Genomic DNA, 15,214 nt, shown 5'->3' on the forward strand with positions numbered 1-15,214 from the left:
GAGGTGAGTACTACCCATGAAGACGTTCGTGGCGTCCCGGCTCGGGGCGATGGTGGCCATTCTGGTGGCACTGACGGCGGTGATGTTCGTCCTGCAGAACATCTCGCCGCTCGATCCGGTCAAGGCGCAGCTCGGTGCGCAGGCCTCCGCCGACGCGGTCGCGGCGCGGCGCGCGGCATTGGGCCTCAATGACCCTGTGCTGGTGCAGTTCTGGCACTACCTGGTGGGCGCGGCGACCGGCGATCTGGGCACCTCGTATCGGACCCGGCATGCGGTGGTGTCCGATCTCGCGTCGTTCGTCCCGGCGACCCTTGAGCTGGCCTTGTGCGGTCTGGTCATCGCCATTGCGCTCGCGGTCCTCTTCGCTTTCAGCACGACTCTGAATTGGCGCGGCGCCAGTGTGCTTCGGGCCGTGTTGTTCACCGGATCGTCGGCGCCCATGTTCCTGCTCGGCATCCTCGGGCTCATCGTGTTCTATCAGGACTTGGGCTGGGTACCGGCGGGCGGCCGGATCGCGGTCGCGAATCCGCCGACGGGACCGACCGGCATGCTCACCGTCGACGGGCTGCTCCACGCGCGGCTCGACGTCGTGGCCGATGCGATGCACCATCTGATCCTGCCGGCGTTCGTCATCGCGATCGGTCCCGCGGTCGCGATCGGCCGGGTGCTGCGCAGCAGCCTGCTGGCCGATATCGACAGCGACTACGCGCGGACCGCGCGGGCCAAAGGGCTGTCCGAGACCCAGATTCTGGCCCGGCATGTGCTGCGCAATTCGGTTGGCGCCGCGCTGTCGATGGCGGGACTCCAAGTGGGCCTGATGTTTTCGGGTGTTCTGGTGGTCGAGCAGGTATTCGGCTGGCCCGGCATCGGACAGTACATCGCGCAGAGCATTCCGGTGGCGGACTTTCCCGCGATCGCCGGCGTCACCCTGATGCTGGGCGCGATCTACGTCGTCATCAACACGGTTGTGGACCTGCTCCAGGCCGCCGCCGATCCGCGTATCGCAATCACTGGAGGTTAGATGCCGAGACAGCCGCTCATCGTGGGCAATCCCGTGCTGGTCGTGGTCGACATGCAGGAGTCCGGCGATATGCCGGCCGAACTGGTCGGCATCGCGCACATGGCCGGATACGACGACCGCATTGCCCGGGCGCAGCGGCTGATCGCTGCCGCACGCGCCGCGCGCATCCCGATCGTGTTCTTCCAAGAGGTGCACCGCCCCAACGGGATTGACTTCGGCCGCGAACTCGACGGTGCCGAAGGCGTGCACTGCGTCGACGGCCGGCCCGGCACACCCCTGCATCCCGCGCTGCTGCCCGACTTCTCGGGCCCGGGTCACGAGTTCCATATCGTCAAGCGCCGCTATTCCGGCTTCATCGGAACCGATTTCGAGATCGTGCTGTCCGGCCTCAAGGCCTCGACGCTCATCCTGATCGGCGGCCTCACCGACGTGTGTGTGCATTACACGTTCGCTGATGCGCACCAGCGCGACTTCTACGTGCGGGTCGTCACCGACTGCGTCGGGGGCTCGTCGCAGTACCGGCACGACGCCGCCCTGGATGCCATGGAGTACCTGCAGGACGGTGCCATGCGAACCACCGATGAAATCGTCGCGGCTTTTGCCGACATGAGTCCCGAAGTGTCCCACCCCACCCTCGAAGGAGCTGCCCGATGATGAAGAGCCACAAGGTCCCCGCTCGTTCCCGCGGCGGGTGGCGGGCAGCGGCCACAGCTGCGGCGGTCATGTTGGCGTTGAGTGGTTGTGGCGGCTCGAATTCCGGCGGCGGAAGCACTCCGAATGCCGCTCCCACCGACAAGGTGCTGCACCTGTCGTTCCTGCAGGACCCGGGCCAGCCGCCGGACCCTGACATCTACTACGCCGGCCAGGGCCTGCTGCTGACCACCAACAACTACGAAGGACTGCTGCAGTACAAGGCCGGTGTCGACAAGGCCGTGCTGGAGCCGCTGCTGGCCACGAGCTGGACGGCATCGCCGGACAACAAGGTGTACACGTTCAAACTTCGGGAGGGCGTCAAGTTTCACGATGGCACGCCGTTCACCTCGGCGGCGGTCAAGGCGTCGTTCGATCGCAGACTCGCGGTCAATCAAGGGCCGGCCTACATGGTCAAGGATGTGGAATCGGTTACCACGCAAGGTGATTACGGTGTCACCATTACGTTGAAGGCGCCGAACTCGGCGTTCCTCGACTACCTGGCGTGTCCCTATGGTCCCCGGATGCTCAGCCCCGAGGGTTTGAAGAAGAACGCCGGTACCGACAACGCACAGGGCTACCTGACCACTCACGATCTCGGGACGGGCCCGTTCGTGCTGACGGATGCGCAGGTGGGTTCGCACTACGCACTGGCCGCCTTCCCCGACTATTGGGGCACCAAACCGTATTTCGAGAAGGTCGACATCCCGGTGATCACCGATGTGTCGGCACAGCAGCTGCAGTTCAACAACGGACAGGTGGCCGCGATCCTGCATGACCTGCCGTCGTCGGCGGTCCAGTCCTATCTGAACAACAAGTCGTTCGCCAACTACTCGCTGCCGACGATGATGTCCAACTACGTGTACGTCAACCCGCGCAAGGGCATCATGACGGACGTCAAGACTCGCACTGCCGTGATGCAGGCGGTCGACGTCGACGAACTGGTCAAGCAGACGTACTTCGGCCGCGGCAAGAAGGCCGAGCAGATCTATCCGCCCAACATGATGGCCGCGGAGTTCGGCAAGCAGACGGTCCCGCACGATCCGTCGGCGCTTTCGGCGATCGCCGGGAAATTGCCTGCCGACCAGAAGACCGTCACCATCGGCTACGACTCCAGCAACCCGGATAATCAGTTGATCAGCAACCTGATTCAGACCGAGCTGGCCGCGGCCGGGCTGACCGCCAAGGTGCAGGCGTACCCCACATCGGAAATCTATGGCTGGGTCGGCGGTGACGGACAGGGTGCACCGGAGATCTTGACCTACCTCGGCTGGCCGGATGCGCCGTCGCCTTACACCTGGGGGCACATCTCCTGGGATGCCGACGGCGGCCTGAACTTCTTCGGGTGTTCAGCACCACCGGTCAGCGCCGCGTTGGCCGCTGGTCTGCCCAACGACTCGGCGCCGGACTTCTCCACCGCTGGTGAGGAAGCGGTCAAGACGGGCTGCTGGCTGAACGTCGCCGACGTCAACGACTTCATGGTGGCGCAGCCCTGGCTCAAAGGCGTCGAGCAGGCCCACGTGGTGACCAACCCCAATTCGCTGCGGCTGGCCGCGTTGTCGGTGGGCTGATGGCGACCCTGGTCGGCAAACCCGGTGTGCGCCGGATCATCCTGCTGACACTGGGCTGGGAGGAACTGCCGAAGTCGGTGTCGGTGTACGGCGCACCACGCCAGGAGCGGCTGCGCGAACCGGTGCCCGGGGTATTGCTGCAGACCGACGGTGGCTGGGTGCTGCTCGACACCGGTTTCAACACCGCCCTCGTGCGGGACCCGGCGCTGTACCGGCGGTTCTTCCCGACCGTCGAATACCGCCCGGTGCTGCCCGGTCCCGGCGAGCCCATCGAGCAGCGTCTCGCGGAGGTCGGGGTGGATTTCGGCGACATTCACACCGTCGCCGTCAGTCACCTGCACCACGATCATGCCGGCGGGCTGAAACTGTTCGCCGGCAAGGTGCCGGTGCACGCCCAGCGCCGTGAGCTCGAATACGGACTGTCGAATCACCCTGAGCCCGAACGCAATGCGATTGTGCGGGTGGACTTCGATGACCCGAATATCGAATGGCGCCTTGCCGATGGAGAAGCCGAGATAGCCCCGGGGATCACCGCGGTGCCGACGTACGGCCACACGCCGGGGCATCAGAGCTTCGTGGTTCAACTCGACGATTCCGTCGGTGGTGACGGCTTCGTGTTCGCCTTCGACGCGGCCGACCTGACCGAGAACATCGAGCACGAGCTCGCCATCGGCGGTTTCATCGACGTTGACCCGCAGGACACCATCGAACCGATTCGCAAACTCAAGAAGCTGGCCACCGACAAAGGGTTTCAGCTGATACCCGGACATGACCCGCATGTCTGGCCCGAGTTGACCGAACACTTCCACCGCAGGTTCGGCCCGGTCGCATCGTGATGGACTGTGTGCTGCGAGCGGATCGGGCGCTTGTCGACGGCGATCTGCGTCCGGCGGCGGTCGGGGTATCCGCCGGCCGGATCGAGTTCGTCGGCTCGGTCGACGCGGATTGCCCCGCCGCCGAGCAGGTTCGGATACCCGATACCGCAGTACTGCTGCCGGGATTCGTCGACACCCACGTTCATGTCAACGAACCCGGCACCGAGTGGGAGGGATTCGCCACGGCCACCGAGGCCGCCGCCGCAGCCGGTATCACGACGCTGGTCGACATGCCGCTGGACTCCGACCCGGTGACCACCAGCGTCCCGGCGCTCATCGCCAAAGAGGCAGCAGCCGAGGGTAATTGCCACGTCGATGTGGGGTACTGGGGTGGTGTCGTGCCCGATAACCTGGACCAGTTGGCTGCGCTGGCAGCAGCGGGAGTGCGCGGCTTCAAATGCTTCCTCGCCGATTCGGGTAACCCGAACTTTCCGCATCTGACTCCAGCGCAGTTGCGTGCCGCAATGGGCAGAATCGCCCAACTGGATTCGCTCTTGCTGGTGCACGCCGAGAGCTACGCGGTGATCGAGGCCAGCCCGCGGCCGGCCGGTCGTGACTACCGGTCATTTCTGGCCGCGCGCCCCGACGCCGCCGAGCTCGACGCCGTCACCCTCGTCGTCGATGCGGCGCGCACGACCGGCGCCAGGGTGCACATCGTGCACGTGGCCAGCGCCCAGGTGCTGCCGCTGCTGGCCGCGGCCAAAGCCGAAGGCCTTCCCATCACGGCGGAAACCTGCCCGCATTACCTGACTTTCGGTGCCGAGGACGTTCCCGACGGCGGCACCGAGTTCGCCGCGTGCCCGCCGATCCGCGACGGGGCCAACCGCGAACAGCTCTGGGCAGCCCTCACCGAGGGAACGTTGGACCTCGTGGTTTCCGATCATTCGCCGTGCGCTCCGCACCACAAGGCCGGCGGCGATTTCGGGCGCGCCTTCGGCGGCGTCAGCTCACTGCAGTTGGGCCCACGCGCCACCTGGACGCAGGCCGCGGCGCGTGGATTCGGGGTGACCGAGCTCAGCCGGTGGATGTCGGAACGGCCGGCCGCATTGGCCGGCTACCCGGACCGCGGCCGGATCGCGGTGGGGATGCGAGCCGACCTGTGCGCCTTCGATCCGGACGCCGAGGAGACGGTGCGTGCGGCGGCGCTCCGGCACCGGCACCCGGTGAGCCCGTACGACGGTGTGCGCCTGCGGGGTTCGGTGTTGCAGACCTGGGTGGCGGGTGTACCCGCGCCGGTCAGGATAAGGGAGTCGGTATGAGAATTCTGGTGCTCAATCCGAACACGTCGGCGGCGATGACCGCAGAGATCGCGGCCGCGGCGCAGGCGGCCGCCCAGCCTGGTACCGAGATCGTCTGCAGGTCGCCGCTCTTCGGCGCCGAGGCGATCGATTCCGCCGCGGAGAGCTACCTGTCGGCGGTGGGTGTGATGGATGTCGTGGACCGGATCACCGCGGACGGGGAGTGGGATTTCGACGCGGTGGTACTGGCCGGATTCGGTGAGCACGGCCGAGACGCGCTGGCCGAGATGCTCACCGTGCCCGTCTTCGATATCGCTGAATGTGCGGCGCACGTGGCACATCTGATCGGTCGGCGGTTCTCGGTGGTCACCACACTGGCCCGCTCGATCCCGGCGATCGAAGACCGTCTGCTGCTGGCGGGGCTGAACGCGCACTGTGCTTCTGTGCGGGCCTGCGGCCTGGGCACCGCCGAGTTGGACGCCGACCCGGCCGGTGCCGTACAGGCCATCGTCGACACGGCCGCCCGTGCTATCGCCGAGGACGGGGCCGACGTCGTCTGTCTGGGCTGCGCCGGGATGGCCGGGGTGGCGGCGGCTATCTCGGCGAAACTGGGCATTCCCGCCGTCGACGGGGTGGCCGCGGCGGTCGCGCTCGCGCAAGCGGTCGTCGGGCTGGGGCTGTCCACGAGCAAGGCCGGGGTGTACGCACCCGGGCCGGACAACCCGCGCAGCCATTGGCCCCTGTCAACAGCGCTGGAGCTGGGAGTTCCGGGTTCATGACCGACGTCGATCTCGCCTCTCGCGTCATCGGAGGCAGCGTGGTGGCCGCTAGCGACGAGTCATTCGGTTTCAAGGAGCGGCTCGTCGATCCGGCTGAGCCGGCCTTCGTACCCGGTACCTACGATCTGCGCGGCGAAGTGGTGGACGGCTGGGAGACCAGGCGCCACGCCGGCCGGGACGGTGACTGGGCGATCATCCGGCTGGGCGCACCCGGCCGGGTGCACACCGTCGACGTGGACACCCGGTTCTTCTCCGGCAATCACCCGACAGCCTGCGCCGTCGACGCCTGCGCACTCGAGCGGACCGCCGATCCCGCCGGGCCCGGCGTGGTGTGGACGCCGATCGTGGAAATGACTGTGCTCAAGGCCGATTCGCAGAACCCGCTGGCGGTGACAGACCCACGCCGGTGGACGCATCTGCGGCTGCGATTGCAGTCCGACGGCGGTGTCGCGCGGCTGCGCGCCTATGGCGAGGTGATCCCGGACCCGGCGTTGTGGGCCGGAGTGACCGTCGAGGTATCCGGCCTCGAGCAGGGCGGGCGCGTCGAATGGTGCAGCGACAGTTTCTATTCCAGCGCCGCTTCGCTGGTCGCGCCGAACCGGCCGTACAACATGGGCGACGGGTGGGAGACCCGCCGTCGCCGCGACATCGGCCCCGACACCCACGACGCGGTGATCATCTCGTTCGCCGTCCCCGCGGACCTGCGCCGCATCGAGATCGACACGAGCTACTTCGTGTTCAACGCCAGTTCCGAGGTTTCGGTGCTGGGCAGCCGCGGCGGTCCTGATCGTGAACACGGTTGGGGCCGGGTCGCTTTCGACGTGCCGGTACTGACACGCACGGCGCTGATCCCTGACGCGCGCCAGGTCTTCCCGGTCGACGTGCCCGGGGTGACAGCGCTGCGCGTACAGGCCTACCCCGACGGCGGCATCGCCAGGGTACGGGCACTCGGGGTGCCCACCACGGACGGGCTACGGGCGCTACAGAGCCGCTGGGCGGACAGCGGCGAGAGCGAGCGAAACGACGGGAGTGGATGGTGACGGTGCTGGTGAGGGACTGCGCCGGACTGTGGCAACGCACCCTGCTCATCGAGGCGGACGACAGCCGGGACGACAAGCCCGGTGTGCTGTGGCTGCAGGGCCCGAGCGCCTACGTCGACTCTCGTGGTTTCGCGGGCACGCTGGCGCAGCACGGCGGCGTCTTCGAATGGCACCGCGCGGTAGACGTGCAACCGCCGGGGCCCTTCCCGGATGCCGGTGAAATGCACTGGGAAGGTGACGTTCTCGTCGAAACGGGCGTACACGAGAACTACGTCGAACATTGGGTCCGCGACCCGCACGACGGTCCGGCGGGGGCCTTGTTCCTGTCTGGGCCGGACGGCGCCCCGGCCCTGCTCGTCCGGGCCGGCGGGCACTTCGGCTGGGCTGATCGGGCGCAGGTGCTCATCGGTGCCGTCGGTGGGGACGAGTACCGGGCGCTGCGAATCAGGGTGTCCGGCAATGAAATCCAGGCCAACGACGTGCACTGGACGGTGGATGAATCGGAAGGGAATGTGGATTCATGGGTGGCATAACGTCATTCACGTCGGTGCCCGTCATCGACATCAGTGGGCTGTACTCGCCCGAGCGTGCCGAGCAGGAGCGCGTGGCCGCCGAGATCGGCCGTGCGGCAGCCGAAGTCGGCTTCTTCTACATCAGTGGTACCGGTATCGATGAGTCCCTGTTCACTGCCATGCTCGCCGCCGTGAAGGAGTTCTTCGCGCTGCCGGTGGCAGAGAAGATGCGCACCTACATCGGGTTGTCTCGCTGTCACCGAGGCTATGTGCCCGTCGGTGAGGAGGGCTTGGCAGGCACCGTCCCGGATTTGAAAGAAGCCTTCGACACCGCTCTCGACCTGCCCGCGGACGACCCTGACTACCTTTCCGGCAACCCGATGCTGGGCCCCAACGTGTGGCCTGAGCTGCCGGGGTTCGCCGCCGCCGTGACTGCCTACTACCAGGCACTGCTGGCGGTAGGGCAGCGGCTGCTGCGGGCCTTCGCGGTGGCCCTCGGTGAAGACCCCGAGGTGTTCTCTCGGCACGCCGCCAAGACGCCCAGCCAGTTGCGGCTGATCCACTACCCGTACAACCCGGACGCCAAAGACAGTGTCGGCATCGGCGCGCACACCGACTACGAATGCTTCACGCTGCTCAAGCCCACGGCACCCGGGTTGGAGGTGCTCAACGGCGCGGGTGAATGGATCGACGTCCCGCCGGTCGACGGCGCGTTCGTCGTCAACATCGGCGACCTGCTCGAGTTGTGGACCAACGGCGCGTTCGTGGCGACCAGCCACCGCGTGCGCAAGGTGGCCGAGGAACGGTACTCGTTCCCGCTGTTCTTCAATGTCGACTACTACACCGAGGTCAGCCCGCTGCCCCAGTTCACCGCCCCGGACGCGCAGAGCCGCCCCGCGCTACGCGCCGGTGAGCATCTCTTCGCGCAGACCGCGCAGACCTTCGCCTATCTCCGGGAGCGCATCGAGGCGGGCGAGCTGGTGCTGCCCGAGGGGTCGCTGGCACTCGGGCAGTTCGGCCAGCAGGCATTGCAGGGCGCCGAATGAGCGTCAGTTGATGGGCGCGTTGAGCCAGTGCAGGTCGTCGAGCATGCCGCGGGCCGCCACGATGCCCTGACCCGTCTGCCAGACCTCGTTGTTCACCACGAACACCCGGTTGTCACGGGTCGCCGCGAGCTTTTTCCAGGCCGGGCTGTCCAGCAGGGCGGCGGCCCGGTCCTTGGCAGCGGGGGAGTCGAACGACAGGTAGACGATGTCGCCGTCGGCCGACGAGAAATCGGTGCCGGGACCCAGCTTCGAGATGTCGATCTCGCGGTACGGCTTGTCGGTAAACCGTTGCGGTGCGGGGCGATCCGCGCCGATCCGGGCCAGCACGCTGCCGGGGAAGTTGTTCGCGCCCCAGACGCGCATGGCGCCCTCGGTCAGCTGCACCACCGACACCTGGAAGTGCGAGGCGTCGTTCTGTCCGCCGACCTTGGTGGCGTCGGCGTTGAACCCGTCGACCAGTGCGCCCGCGGCAGCGCCGCGCCCGGTGGCCGCACCGACCATGCGCAGATCGTCTTGCCAGGCGGCGCCGGAGGCGCCCGTGAGCACCGTCGGCGCGATGGCCGACAACGCGCCGTAGGTGTCGGACGTCGCCGATGCCTGCGAGCCGATGATCAGGTCGGGATTGGCCGCCTTGATGGCGGCCATGTCGGGTGCACTGCGGGTGCCGGTCCCGGGCACGTTGTGGATGACGGTGCCCAGATATGACGTCTGGCCCGACGAATCCGTCGGAGTTGCCGCGGCGACGACGCGGGACTGCAGTCCCAGCGCGCACAGCGCGTCGAGCGCTGTGCCCGAGAGCACGACGATGCGCTGCGGGTCGGCCTTGACGTCGGTGGCGCCGGCCGCGTGCTGGACCTGGCGCGTCGGCGGGCCGCCGGCGGCTGAGCCGCCAATCAGATCGGGGTCCAATGCTGCCGGGTCGGGCGCGCACGAGTCATCGGGCCGGCGCTGGTTGCCCAACACACCTGCAGTGGCGATACGGGTGGTGCTGGTGATGGGAGCTGGGCTGGCTGCCTGCGGTTGGCTGGTGTGGCCCGAGCAGCCCGTGAGGACGGTCGCGACCGCCGCGCTGAGGGCGGTGAGGACCGCTGCGCTCGCGCTGAACCGCCGGGTACGGGAAGTCGGAAACTGCACGTGGCCGACGGTAACACCCGCGCGGTGCGGCCCAGGCGAGGTGCGGTCGCGGCCACCGGCGCAACGCCGGGAATGGCGCTGCCACGAGCCAATTACGACAGTTTGTAGGACCCTCGCCGCAATGCCGTGCGATGGAGGATAAGATCACCGGCAGACAACATGGGATGCCCCGTGTGCTCGATCCATTCGCCCGGAACATTTGGAGGATCTGTTGGTAGCCGAAGCGCCCCCAATCGGAGAACTCGAGGCTCGTCGCCCGTTCCCGGAGCGTATGGGACCCAAGGGCAACCTGATCTACAAGCTGGTGACCACCACCGATCACAAGCTGATCGGCATCATGTACTGCGTCGTCTGCTTCGTGTTCTTCTTCATCGGTGGCCTGATGGCGCTGTTCATGCGCACCGAGCTGGCCCTGCCGGGACTGCAGTTCCTGTCTAATGAGCAGTTCAACCAGCTGTTCACCATGCACGGCACGGTGATGCTGCTGTTCTACGCGACCCCCATCGTGTTCGGCTTCGCCAACCTGGTGCTGCCGCTGCAGATCGGCGCCCCTGACGTGGCGTTCCCGCGTCTGAACGCCTTCTCGTTCTGGCTGTTCCTGTTCGGCGCGATGATCGCCATCGCCGGCTTCATCACCCCCGGTGGTGCCGCTGACTTCGGCTGGACCGCCTACTCGCCGCTGACCGACGCGATCCACTCGCCCGGTGCGGGTGGCGACCTGTGGATCGTGGGCCTGGCCGTCGGTGGTCTGGGCACCATCCTGGGCGCGGTCAACATGGTCACCACCGTGGTCTGCATGCGCTGCCCGGGTATGACCATGTTCCGCATGCCGATCTTCACCTGGAACATCCTGGTGACCTCGATCCTGGTGCTGCTGGCCTTCCCGCTGCTGACCGCCGCGCTGTTCGGCCTGGCCGCCGACCGCCACCTGGGCGCGCACATCTACGACCCCGCCAACGGCGGCGTCCTGCTGTGGCAGCACCTGTTCTGGTTCTTCGGGCACCCCGAGGTGTACATCATCGCGCTGCCGTTCTTCGGCATCGTCTCGGAGATCTTCCCGGTGTTCAGCCGCAAGCCGATCTTCGGTTACACCACCCTGATCTACGCGACGCTCGGTATCGCCGCCCTGTCGGTCGCCGTGTGGGCGCACCACATGTACGCCACCGGCGCCGTCCTGCTGCCGTTCTTCTCCTTCATGACGTTCCTGATCGCGGTTCCGACCGGCATCAAGTTCTTCAACTGGATCGGCACCATGTGGAAGGGCCAGTTGACCTTCGAGACGCCCATGCTGTTCTCGGTCGGCTTCCTGATCACCTTCCTCCTCGGTGGTCTGTCGGGTGTGCTGCTGGCCAGCCCGCCGCTGGACTTCCACGTGACCGACAGCTACTTCGTCATCGCGCACTTCCACTACGTGCTCTTCGGCACCATCGTGTTCGCCACCTACGCGGGCATCTACTTCTGGTTCCCGAAGATGACGGGCCGGCTGCTCGACGAGCGCCTGGGCAAGTTGCACTTCTGGCTGACCTTCATCGGCTTCCACACCACCTTCCTGGTCCAGCACTGGGTCGGCGACGAGGGCATGCCGCGTCGGTACGCCGACTACCTGCCCACCGACGGCTTCACCACGCTGAACGTGATCTCGACCATCGGTGCCTTCATCCTGGGCCTGTCCACGCTGCCCTTCGTGTGGAACGTGTTCAAGAGCTGGCGCTACGGCGAGCCCGTCGTGGTCGATGACCCGTGGGGCTACGGCAACTCCCTGGAGTGGGCCACGTCGTGCCCGCCGCCGCGGCACAACTTCACCGAGCTGCCCCGGATCCGTTCGGAGCGACCGGCGTTCGAGCTGCACTACCCGCACATGGTCGAGCGGATGCGCGCCGAAGCGCACATCGGCCGATCGCACCACTAGAAATCAGCCGACCCGCCCGCGCCTAAGGCGCGGGCGGTTCTGCGTTAGGGGACCTGACGGATGACGCAGGAGACAATGCCAAACGGGTCGGTGCTGATCACCGTCACCGGACTCGACCAGCCGGGCGTCACGTCGACGCTGTTCGGCGTGCTGTCGCGGCACAACGTCGAGTTGCTGAACGTAGAGCAGGTGGTCATCCGTGGCCGCCTGACGCTGGGCGTGCTGGTGGCCGTGCCGGCCGACGTGGCCGTCGACACGTTGCGCGCCGATGTCCAGCAGGCCATCGGAGAGCTGGGCCTGGACGTCGCGATCGACAGCAGTGACGATCAGCCCGTCCTGACCGAACCGTCGACCCACACCATCGTGGTGCTGGGCCGGCCCATCACCGCCGGTGCCTTCACGGTCGTCGCTCGTGAGGTCGCGGCGCTCGGGGTGAACATCGACTTCATCCGCGGGGTGTCCGACTACCCGGTGACCGGTCTGGAACTGCGGGTGTCGGTGCCGCCGGTGGGCGGGGCCTACGCCCAGTTGCAGGCCGCGCTGGCCCGTGTCGCGGTGGACGAGGGCGTCGACATCGCGCTCGAGGATTACAGCCTGGCCCGCCGGGCCAAGCGGCTCATCGTGTTCGACGTCGACTCGACACTGATCCAGGGCGAGGTCATCGAAATGCTGGCCGCCCGCGCTGGCGCCGAGGCCAAGGTCGCCGCGATCACCGAGGCCGCCATGCGCGGTGAACTGGACTTCGAGGAGTCGCTGCGGGAACGAGTGGCGACGCTTGCCGGCCTGCCGGCCGAGGTGGTCGACGAGGTGGCCGACCAGATCGAGCTCACCCCCGGCGCGCGGACCACGCTGCGTACGCTGCGCCGGCTGGGCTACCACTGCGGTGTGGTGTCGGGCGGGTTCCGTCAGGTGATCGAGCCGCTGGCCGAAGAACTGATGCTCGACTTCGTGGCGGCCAACCACCTGGAGATCGTCGACGGCAAGCTGACCGGGCGGGTGACGGGCCCGATCGTCGACCGCCCCGGCAAGGCCAAGGCGCTGCGCGACTTCGCCAACCAGGCCGGCGTGCCCATGGAGCAGACCGTCGCGGTCGGCGATGGCGCCAACGACATCGACATGCTGTCGGCCGCCGGGCTCGGGGTGGCGTTCAACGCCAAGCCGGCGCTGCGGGAGGTCGCCGACGCGTCGCTGAGCCACCCGTACCTGGACACCGTGCTGTTCATCCTGGGCATCACGCGTGGCGAGATCGAGGCCGCTGACGCCGTTGACGGCGTGGTGCGCAGGGTCGAGATTCCGTAGCGAGGACGCACTGAGTCCGGTGTGGCGTTACAGTGGTGACTGTTGATGTTGATTTGCTGCGCAATTGTGGGGAGATGGTGACATGAAGCGTGCGGTTCTGGTTGGTGTGAGTGCTGTCGCGCTGGTCGCCGGTCCTTTGTCGGTCGTCTCGCTGACGGCCGCCGCCCCGGCCTACGCCTGCCCGTGGGGCACGGTGCCCAGCCATTTCGACGGCGTGTGCGTCAGCGGCCAGTCGACGGGGGTCGGCCCGCAGGCGGTGCCGCCGCAGACCACCAACAGCGGTACCGGCGGCGCGAACGTCACCCAGTCGGTGGGCGGCTTGCAGACGGTGAACGGCATTCCGTGCACACCGGAGCACATCGGTACCTGCATCGGCCTCATCCAGAGCAACCAGTAAGCGCTCCAGACCACCGACTCAGACGATGAGGGCGTGCGCGTCCGGTGTACCCGCGCCGGTGACGCTGCGCCAAGCCTGAGCCAGCACGGCAACCGATTCGCGCAGGCGCTCCTCTGGCTGGGTGTAGGGCACCCGGATGAAGCGCTCCAGGGTGCCGTCGACTCCGAAGCGCGGACCCGCCGGGATGACGAGCCCCATTCGTGACGCGGCGGCGGACAGCGCCGAGCTCATGGGCGCGGGCAGCCGCATCCACATCGACATGCCGCCGTGGCACGGGCTGGCCGTCCAGTCCGGAAGTTGTTCCTGCAGAAGCGAACTCACCAATTCTCGGCGCGTGCGCAACAGTTCGCGACGAGCCGGCAGCACGGTCTCGGCCTGCCGGAGCAGGTCGGCCGACGCCAGTTGCTCGACAATGGCGGTGCCCAGGTCGATCGACGGGCGGACCGCCGCGATGGCGGCCAGGGTGGACCGTTCGGCGCGAATCCAGCCGACCCGCAGGCCGCCCCAGAAGGACTTCGACATCGAGCCGACGGTGATCACCAGGTCGCGGCGACTGTCCAGATAGGAGACCAGCGGCGGCGGCAGCGGCTCGTCCAGCCAGATGTCGCAGATGGTTTCGTCGATGATGGTGCGGGTCCGGGTCTCGGAGATGATGCGCGCGAGGCGTTCGCGGCCTGCGGCCGGCAGGCTCAGCCCGGTCGGGTTGTGGTTGTCGACGATCAGATAGGCCAGAGTCGGGGCCAGTTGCCGCATGGCGGCCGCCGTGGCATCGAGTTCCCAGCCGTCGTCGGTCATGCTGACCGGCACCGGGCGGGCTCCCGATGCGGCGATCACTGAGATGGCCCCGTGGTACGTCGGCTGTTCGATCAGCACCCGGTCGCCCGGGCGGACATAGGTGGCCAGCACCAGATTGATCGCGTGCAGCGCTCCGGTGGTCACCATGATCTCGTCGGGATCGGTGGGAAGGCCTCTGGCGCAATATCTTTCGGCTATAGCCTGGCGAAGCTCGGAGACGCCGGCAAGTTCGATGCCGATGTCGTGCAGATGCGGGGCCAGGCGCTGGGCCGCGCGGGCGAAGGCCTCGAGGGTGGCGGCCGCCGGTGCGGACGGAGCGGCATCGGCCAGGCTGAGCGTGCCTGTCCGCACGGCGGGGATGGGCCCGGCCGCCGTCGCTGCGTGCGGCAGCGCCGTGGTGCTGCGGGCGCCGCGCCGGGCATTGAGGTAGCCGTCCTCGCGCAGCTGGGCGTAGGCGGCGGTGACGGTGGTGCGGGAGACGCGCAGGGCGTCGGCCAGCGCGCGTTCGCTGGGATACCGGGCGCCGACCGGAAGACGGCCGTCGACGATGAGCAGGCGGATCGCGTCGGCCAGGCCCAGATAGGCGGGACCGCTGAGGCTGGAGGTGCGCCAGTTGCCCAGTTCTCGTGCCAGTAGGACTTCGTCCAGTGATCTGGCTGACATCTCGATCGACATTGAAGCCAGTATTGGATAACTGGCTATTGAATGGCAAGCCAGTTGGTCGAGAAACTGGAAATATGCGAACGAACTGGCTATCAAAACTGGCGGAGAAGCGGGCCCAGTCGAGGCGCGACAACCGCGCCGATGTCCACGATCTCGATGCTGCCCGGGTGCGGCACGAACTGGACGCCATCCGCGCTCGCTTCCAGGACCACAGGTGACCGTGACGGCAAGACGCGCCCCTGGCT

The 15,214-nt window shown here is 67.4% G+C and carries 15 protein-coding genes; 13 read left to right on the plus strand and 2 right to left on the minus strand.

The window, feature by feature from the left end:
- Positions 1–16: 16 nt before the first annotated feature.
- The 9 genes from AC3WTE_RS30290 to AC3WTE_RS30330 are packed head-to-tail and all read left to right on the plus strand — an operon-like array spanning position 17 to position 8,772.
- Entirely contained in the window at positions 17–1,021 is a 1,005-nt protein-coding gene (locus AC3WTE_RS30290; protein ID WP_492443148.1) for an ABC transporter permease, read from the plus strand.
- Positions 1,022–1,675 carry a cysteine hydrolase family protein gene (locus AC3WTE_RS30295; protein ID WP_492443149.1) on the plus strand — a complete coding sequence of 218 codons (654 nt, stop codon included), beginning with the start codon at positions 1,022–1,024 and terminating at the stop codon, positions 1,673–1,675. It begins immediately after the preceding gene.
- Complete coding sequence (locus AC3WTE_RS30300) at positions 1,675–3,282, plus strand: ABC transporter substrate-binding protein (RefSeq protein WP_492443173.1); 1,608 nt, start codon at positions 1,675–1,677, stop codon at positions 3,280–3,282. The genes AC3WTE_RS30295 and AC3WTE_RS30300 overlap by 1 nt, the downstream gene beginning before the upstream one ends.
- Entirely contained in the window at positions 3,282–4,118 is an 837-nt protein-coding gene (locus AC3WTE_RS30305; protein WP_492443150.1) for an N-acyl homoserine lactonase family protein, read from the plus strand. Before AC3WTE_RS30300 ends, AC3WTE_RS30305 begins: the two co-directional genes overlap by 1 nt.
- Complete coding sequence (gene allB, locus AC3WTE_RS30310) at positions 4,118–5,416, plus strand: allantoinase AllB (protein WP_492443151.1); 1,299 nt, start codon at positions 4,118–4,120, stop codon at positions 5,414–5,416. Before AC3WTE_RS30305 ends, allB begins: the two co-directional genes overlap by 1 nt.
- Positions 5,413–6,174 carry an aspartate/glutamate racemase family protein gene (locus AC3WTE_RS30315; RefSeq protein WP_492443152.1) on the plus strand — a complete coding sequence of 254 codons (762 nt, stop codon included), beginning with the start codon at positions 5,413–5,415 and terminating at the stop codon, positions 6,172–6,174. Before allB ends, AC3WTE_RS30315 begins: the two co-directional genes overlap by 4 nt.
- A complete protein-coding gene (gene alc, locus AC3WTE_RS30320) occupies positions 6,171–7,214 on the plus strand; it encodes an allantoicase (RefSeq protein ID WP_492443153.1) in 1,044 nt (347 codons plus the stop codon). Before AC3WTE_RS30315 ends, alc begins: the two co-directional genes overlap by 4 nt.
- On the plus strand, positions 7,211–7,747 hold the full coding sequence (locus AC3WTE_RS30325; protein WP_492443154.1) for a hypothetical protein: 537 nt from the start codon (positions 7,211–7,213) through the stop codon (positions 7,745–7,747). Before alc ends, AC3WTE_RS30325 begins: the two co-directional genes overlap by 4 nt.
- Entirely contained in the window at positions 7,735–8,772 is a 1,038-nt protein-coding gene (locus AC3WTE_RS30330) for an isopenicillin N synthase family dioxygenase (protein WP_492443155.1), read from the plus strand. Before AC3WTE_RS30325 ends, AC3WTE_RS30330 begins: the two co-directional genes overlap by 13 nt.
- Positions 8,773–8,775: 3 nt before the next feature.
- Here AC3WTE_RS30330 and AC3WTE_RS30335 read toward each other — a convergent pair whose 3' ends face one another.
- Entirely contained in the window at positions 8,776–9,906 is a 1,131-nt protein-coding gene (locus AC3WTE_RS30335) for an iron-siderophore ABC transporter substrate-binding protein (RefSeq protein ID WP_492443156.1), read from the minus strand.
- 211 nt (positions 9,907–10,117) lie between these two features.
- Between AC3WTE_RS30335 and ctaD the strand changes: the two genes are divergently transcribed.
- From ctaD to AC3WTE_RS30350, 3 genes are all read left to right on the plus strand, one after another.
- A complete protein-coding gene (gene ctaD / locus AC3WTE_RS30340) occupies positions 10,118–11,815 on the plus strand; it encodes an aa3-type cytochrome oxidase subunit I (protein WP_025997232.1) in 1,698 nt (565 codons plus the stop codon).
- Positions 11,816–11,890: 75 nt separating this feature from the next.
- Positions 11,891–13,114, plus strand: coding sequence for a phosphoserine phosphatase SerB (gene serB, locus AC3WTE_RS30345; RefSeq protein ID WP_492443174.1), 1,224 nt, complete (start codon positions 11,891–11,893; stop codon positions 13,112–13,114).
- Positions 13,115–13,196: 82 nt separating this feature from the next.
- Positions 13,197–13,511 carry a hypothetical protein gene (locus tag AC3WTE_RS30350; protein WP_459365757.1) on the plus strand — a complete coding sequence of 105 codons (315 nt, stop codon included), beginning with the start codon at positions 13,197–13,199 and terminating at the stop codon, positions 13,509–13,511.
- Positions 13,512–13,529: 18 nt separating this feature from the next.
- On the opposite strand, the gene yczR is transcribed toward AC3WTE_RS30350, so the two are convergent.
- Positions 13,530–14,981, minus strand: a complete 1,452-nt coding sequence (gene yczR / locus AC3WTE_RS30355; RefSeq protein ID WP_492443157.1) for a MocR-like transcription factor YczR — start codon at positions 14,979–14,981, stop codon at positions 13,530–13,532.
- Between the two features lie 62 nt (positions 14,982–15,043).
- Here yczR and AC3WTE_RS30360 point away from each other — a divergent pair, with 62 nt between their 5' ends.
- The gene (locus tag AC3WTE_RS30360) at positions 15,044–15,187 is read left to right on the plus strand and encodes a hypothetical protein (RefSeq protein ID WP_492443158.1); all 144 of its coding nucleotides are present in this window, start codon (positions 15,044–15,046) and stop codon (positions 15,185–15,187) included.
- The last annotated feature ends 27 nt before the right edge of the window (positions 15,188–15,214 follow it).

This window comes from Mycobacterium sp. FW102-FHT13B02, assembly GCF_058790275.1.

Coding starts and splice junctions, on each gene's coding strand:
- AC3WTE_RS30290 (WP_492443148.1), top strand. CDS start 17: ATGAAGACGTTCGTGGCGTCCCGGCTCGGGGCGATGGTGGCCATTCTG.
- AC3WTE_RS30295 (WP_492443149.1), top strand. CDS start 1,022: ATGCCGAGACAGCCGCTCATCGTGGGCAATCCCGTGCTGGTCGTGGTC.
- AC3WTE_RS30300 (WP_492443173.1), top strand. CDS start 1,675: ATGAAGAGCCACAAGGTCCCCGCTCGTTCCCGCGGCGGGTGGCGGGCA.
- AC3WTE_RS30305 (WP_492443150.1), top strand. CDS start 3,282: ATGGCGACCCTGGTCGGCAAACCCGGTGTGCGCCGGATCATCCTGCTG.
- allB (WP_492443151.1), top strand. CDS start 4,118: ATGGACTGTGTGCTGCGAGCGGATCGGGCGCTTGTCGACGGCGATCTG.
- AC3WTE_RS30315 (WP_492443152.1), top strand. CDS start 5,413: ATGAGAATTCTGGTGCTCAATCCGAACACGTCGGCGGCGATGACCGCA.
- alc (WP_492443153.1), top strand. CDS start 6,171: ATGACCGACGTCGATCTCGCCTCTCGCGTCATCGGAGGCAGCGTGGTG.
- AC3WTE_RS30330 (WP_492443155.1), top strand. CDS start 7,735: ATGGGTGGCATAACGTCATTCACGTCGGTGCCCGTCATCGACATCAGT.
- serB (WP_492443174.1), top strand. CDS start 11,891: ATGCCAAACGGGTCGGTGCTGATCACCGTCACCGGACTCGACCAGCCG.
- AC3WTE_RS30350 (WP_459365757.1), top strand. CDS start 13,197: ATGAAGCGTGCGGTTCTGGTTGGTGTGAGTGCTGTCGCGCTGGTCGCC.
- yczR (WP_492443157.1), bottom strand. CDS start 14,981: ATGTCGATCGAGATGTCAGCCAGATCACTGGACGAAGTCCTACTGGCA.
- AC3WTE_RS30360 (WP_492443158.1), top strand. CDS start 15,044: ATGCGAACGAACTGGCTATCAAAACTGGCGGAGAAGCGGGCCCAGTCG.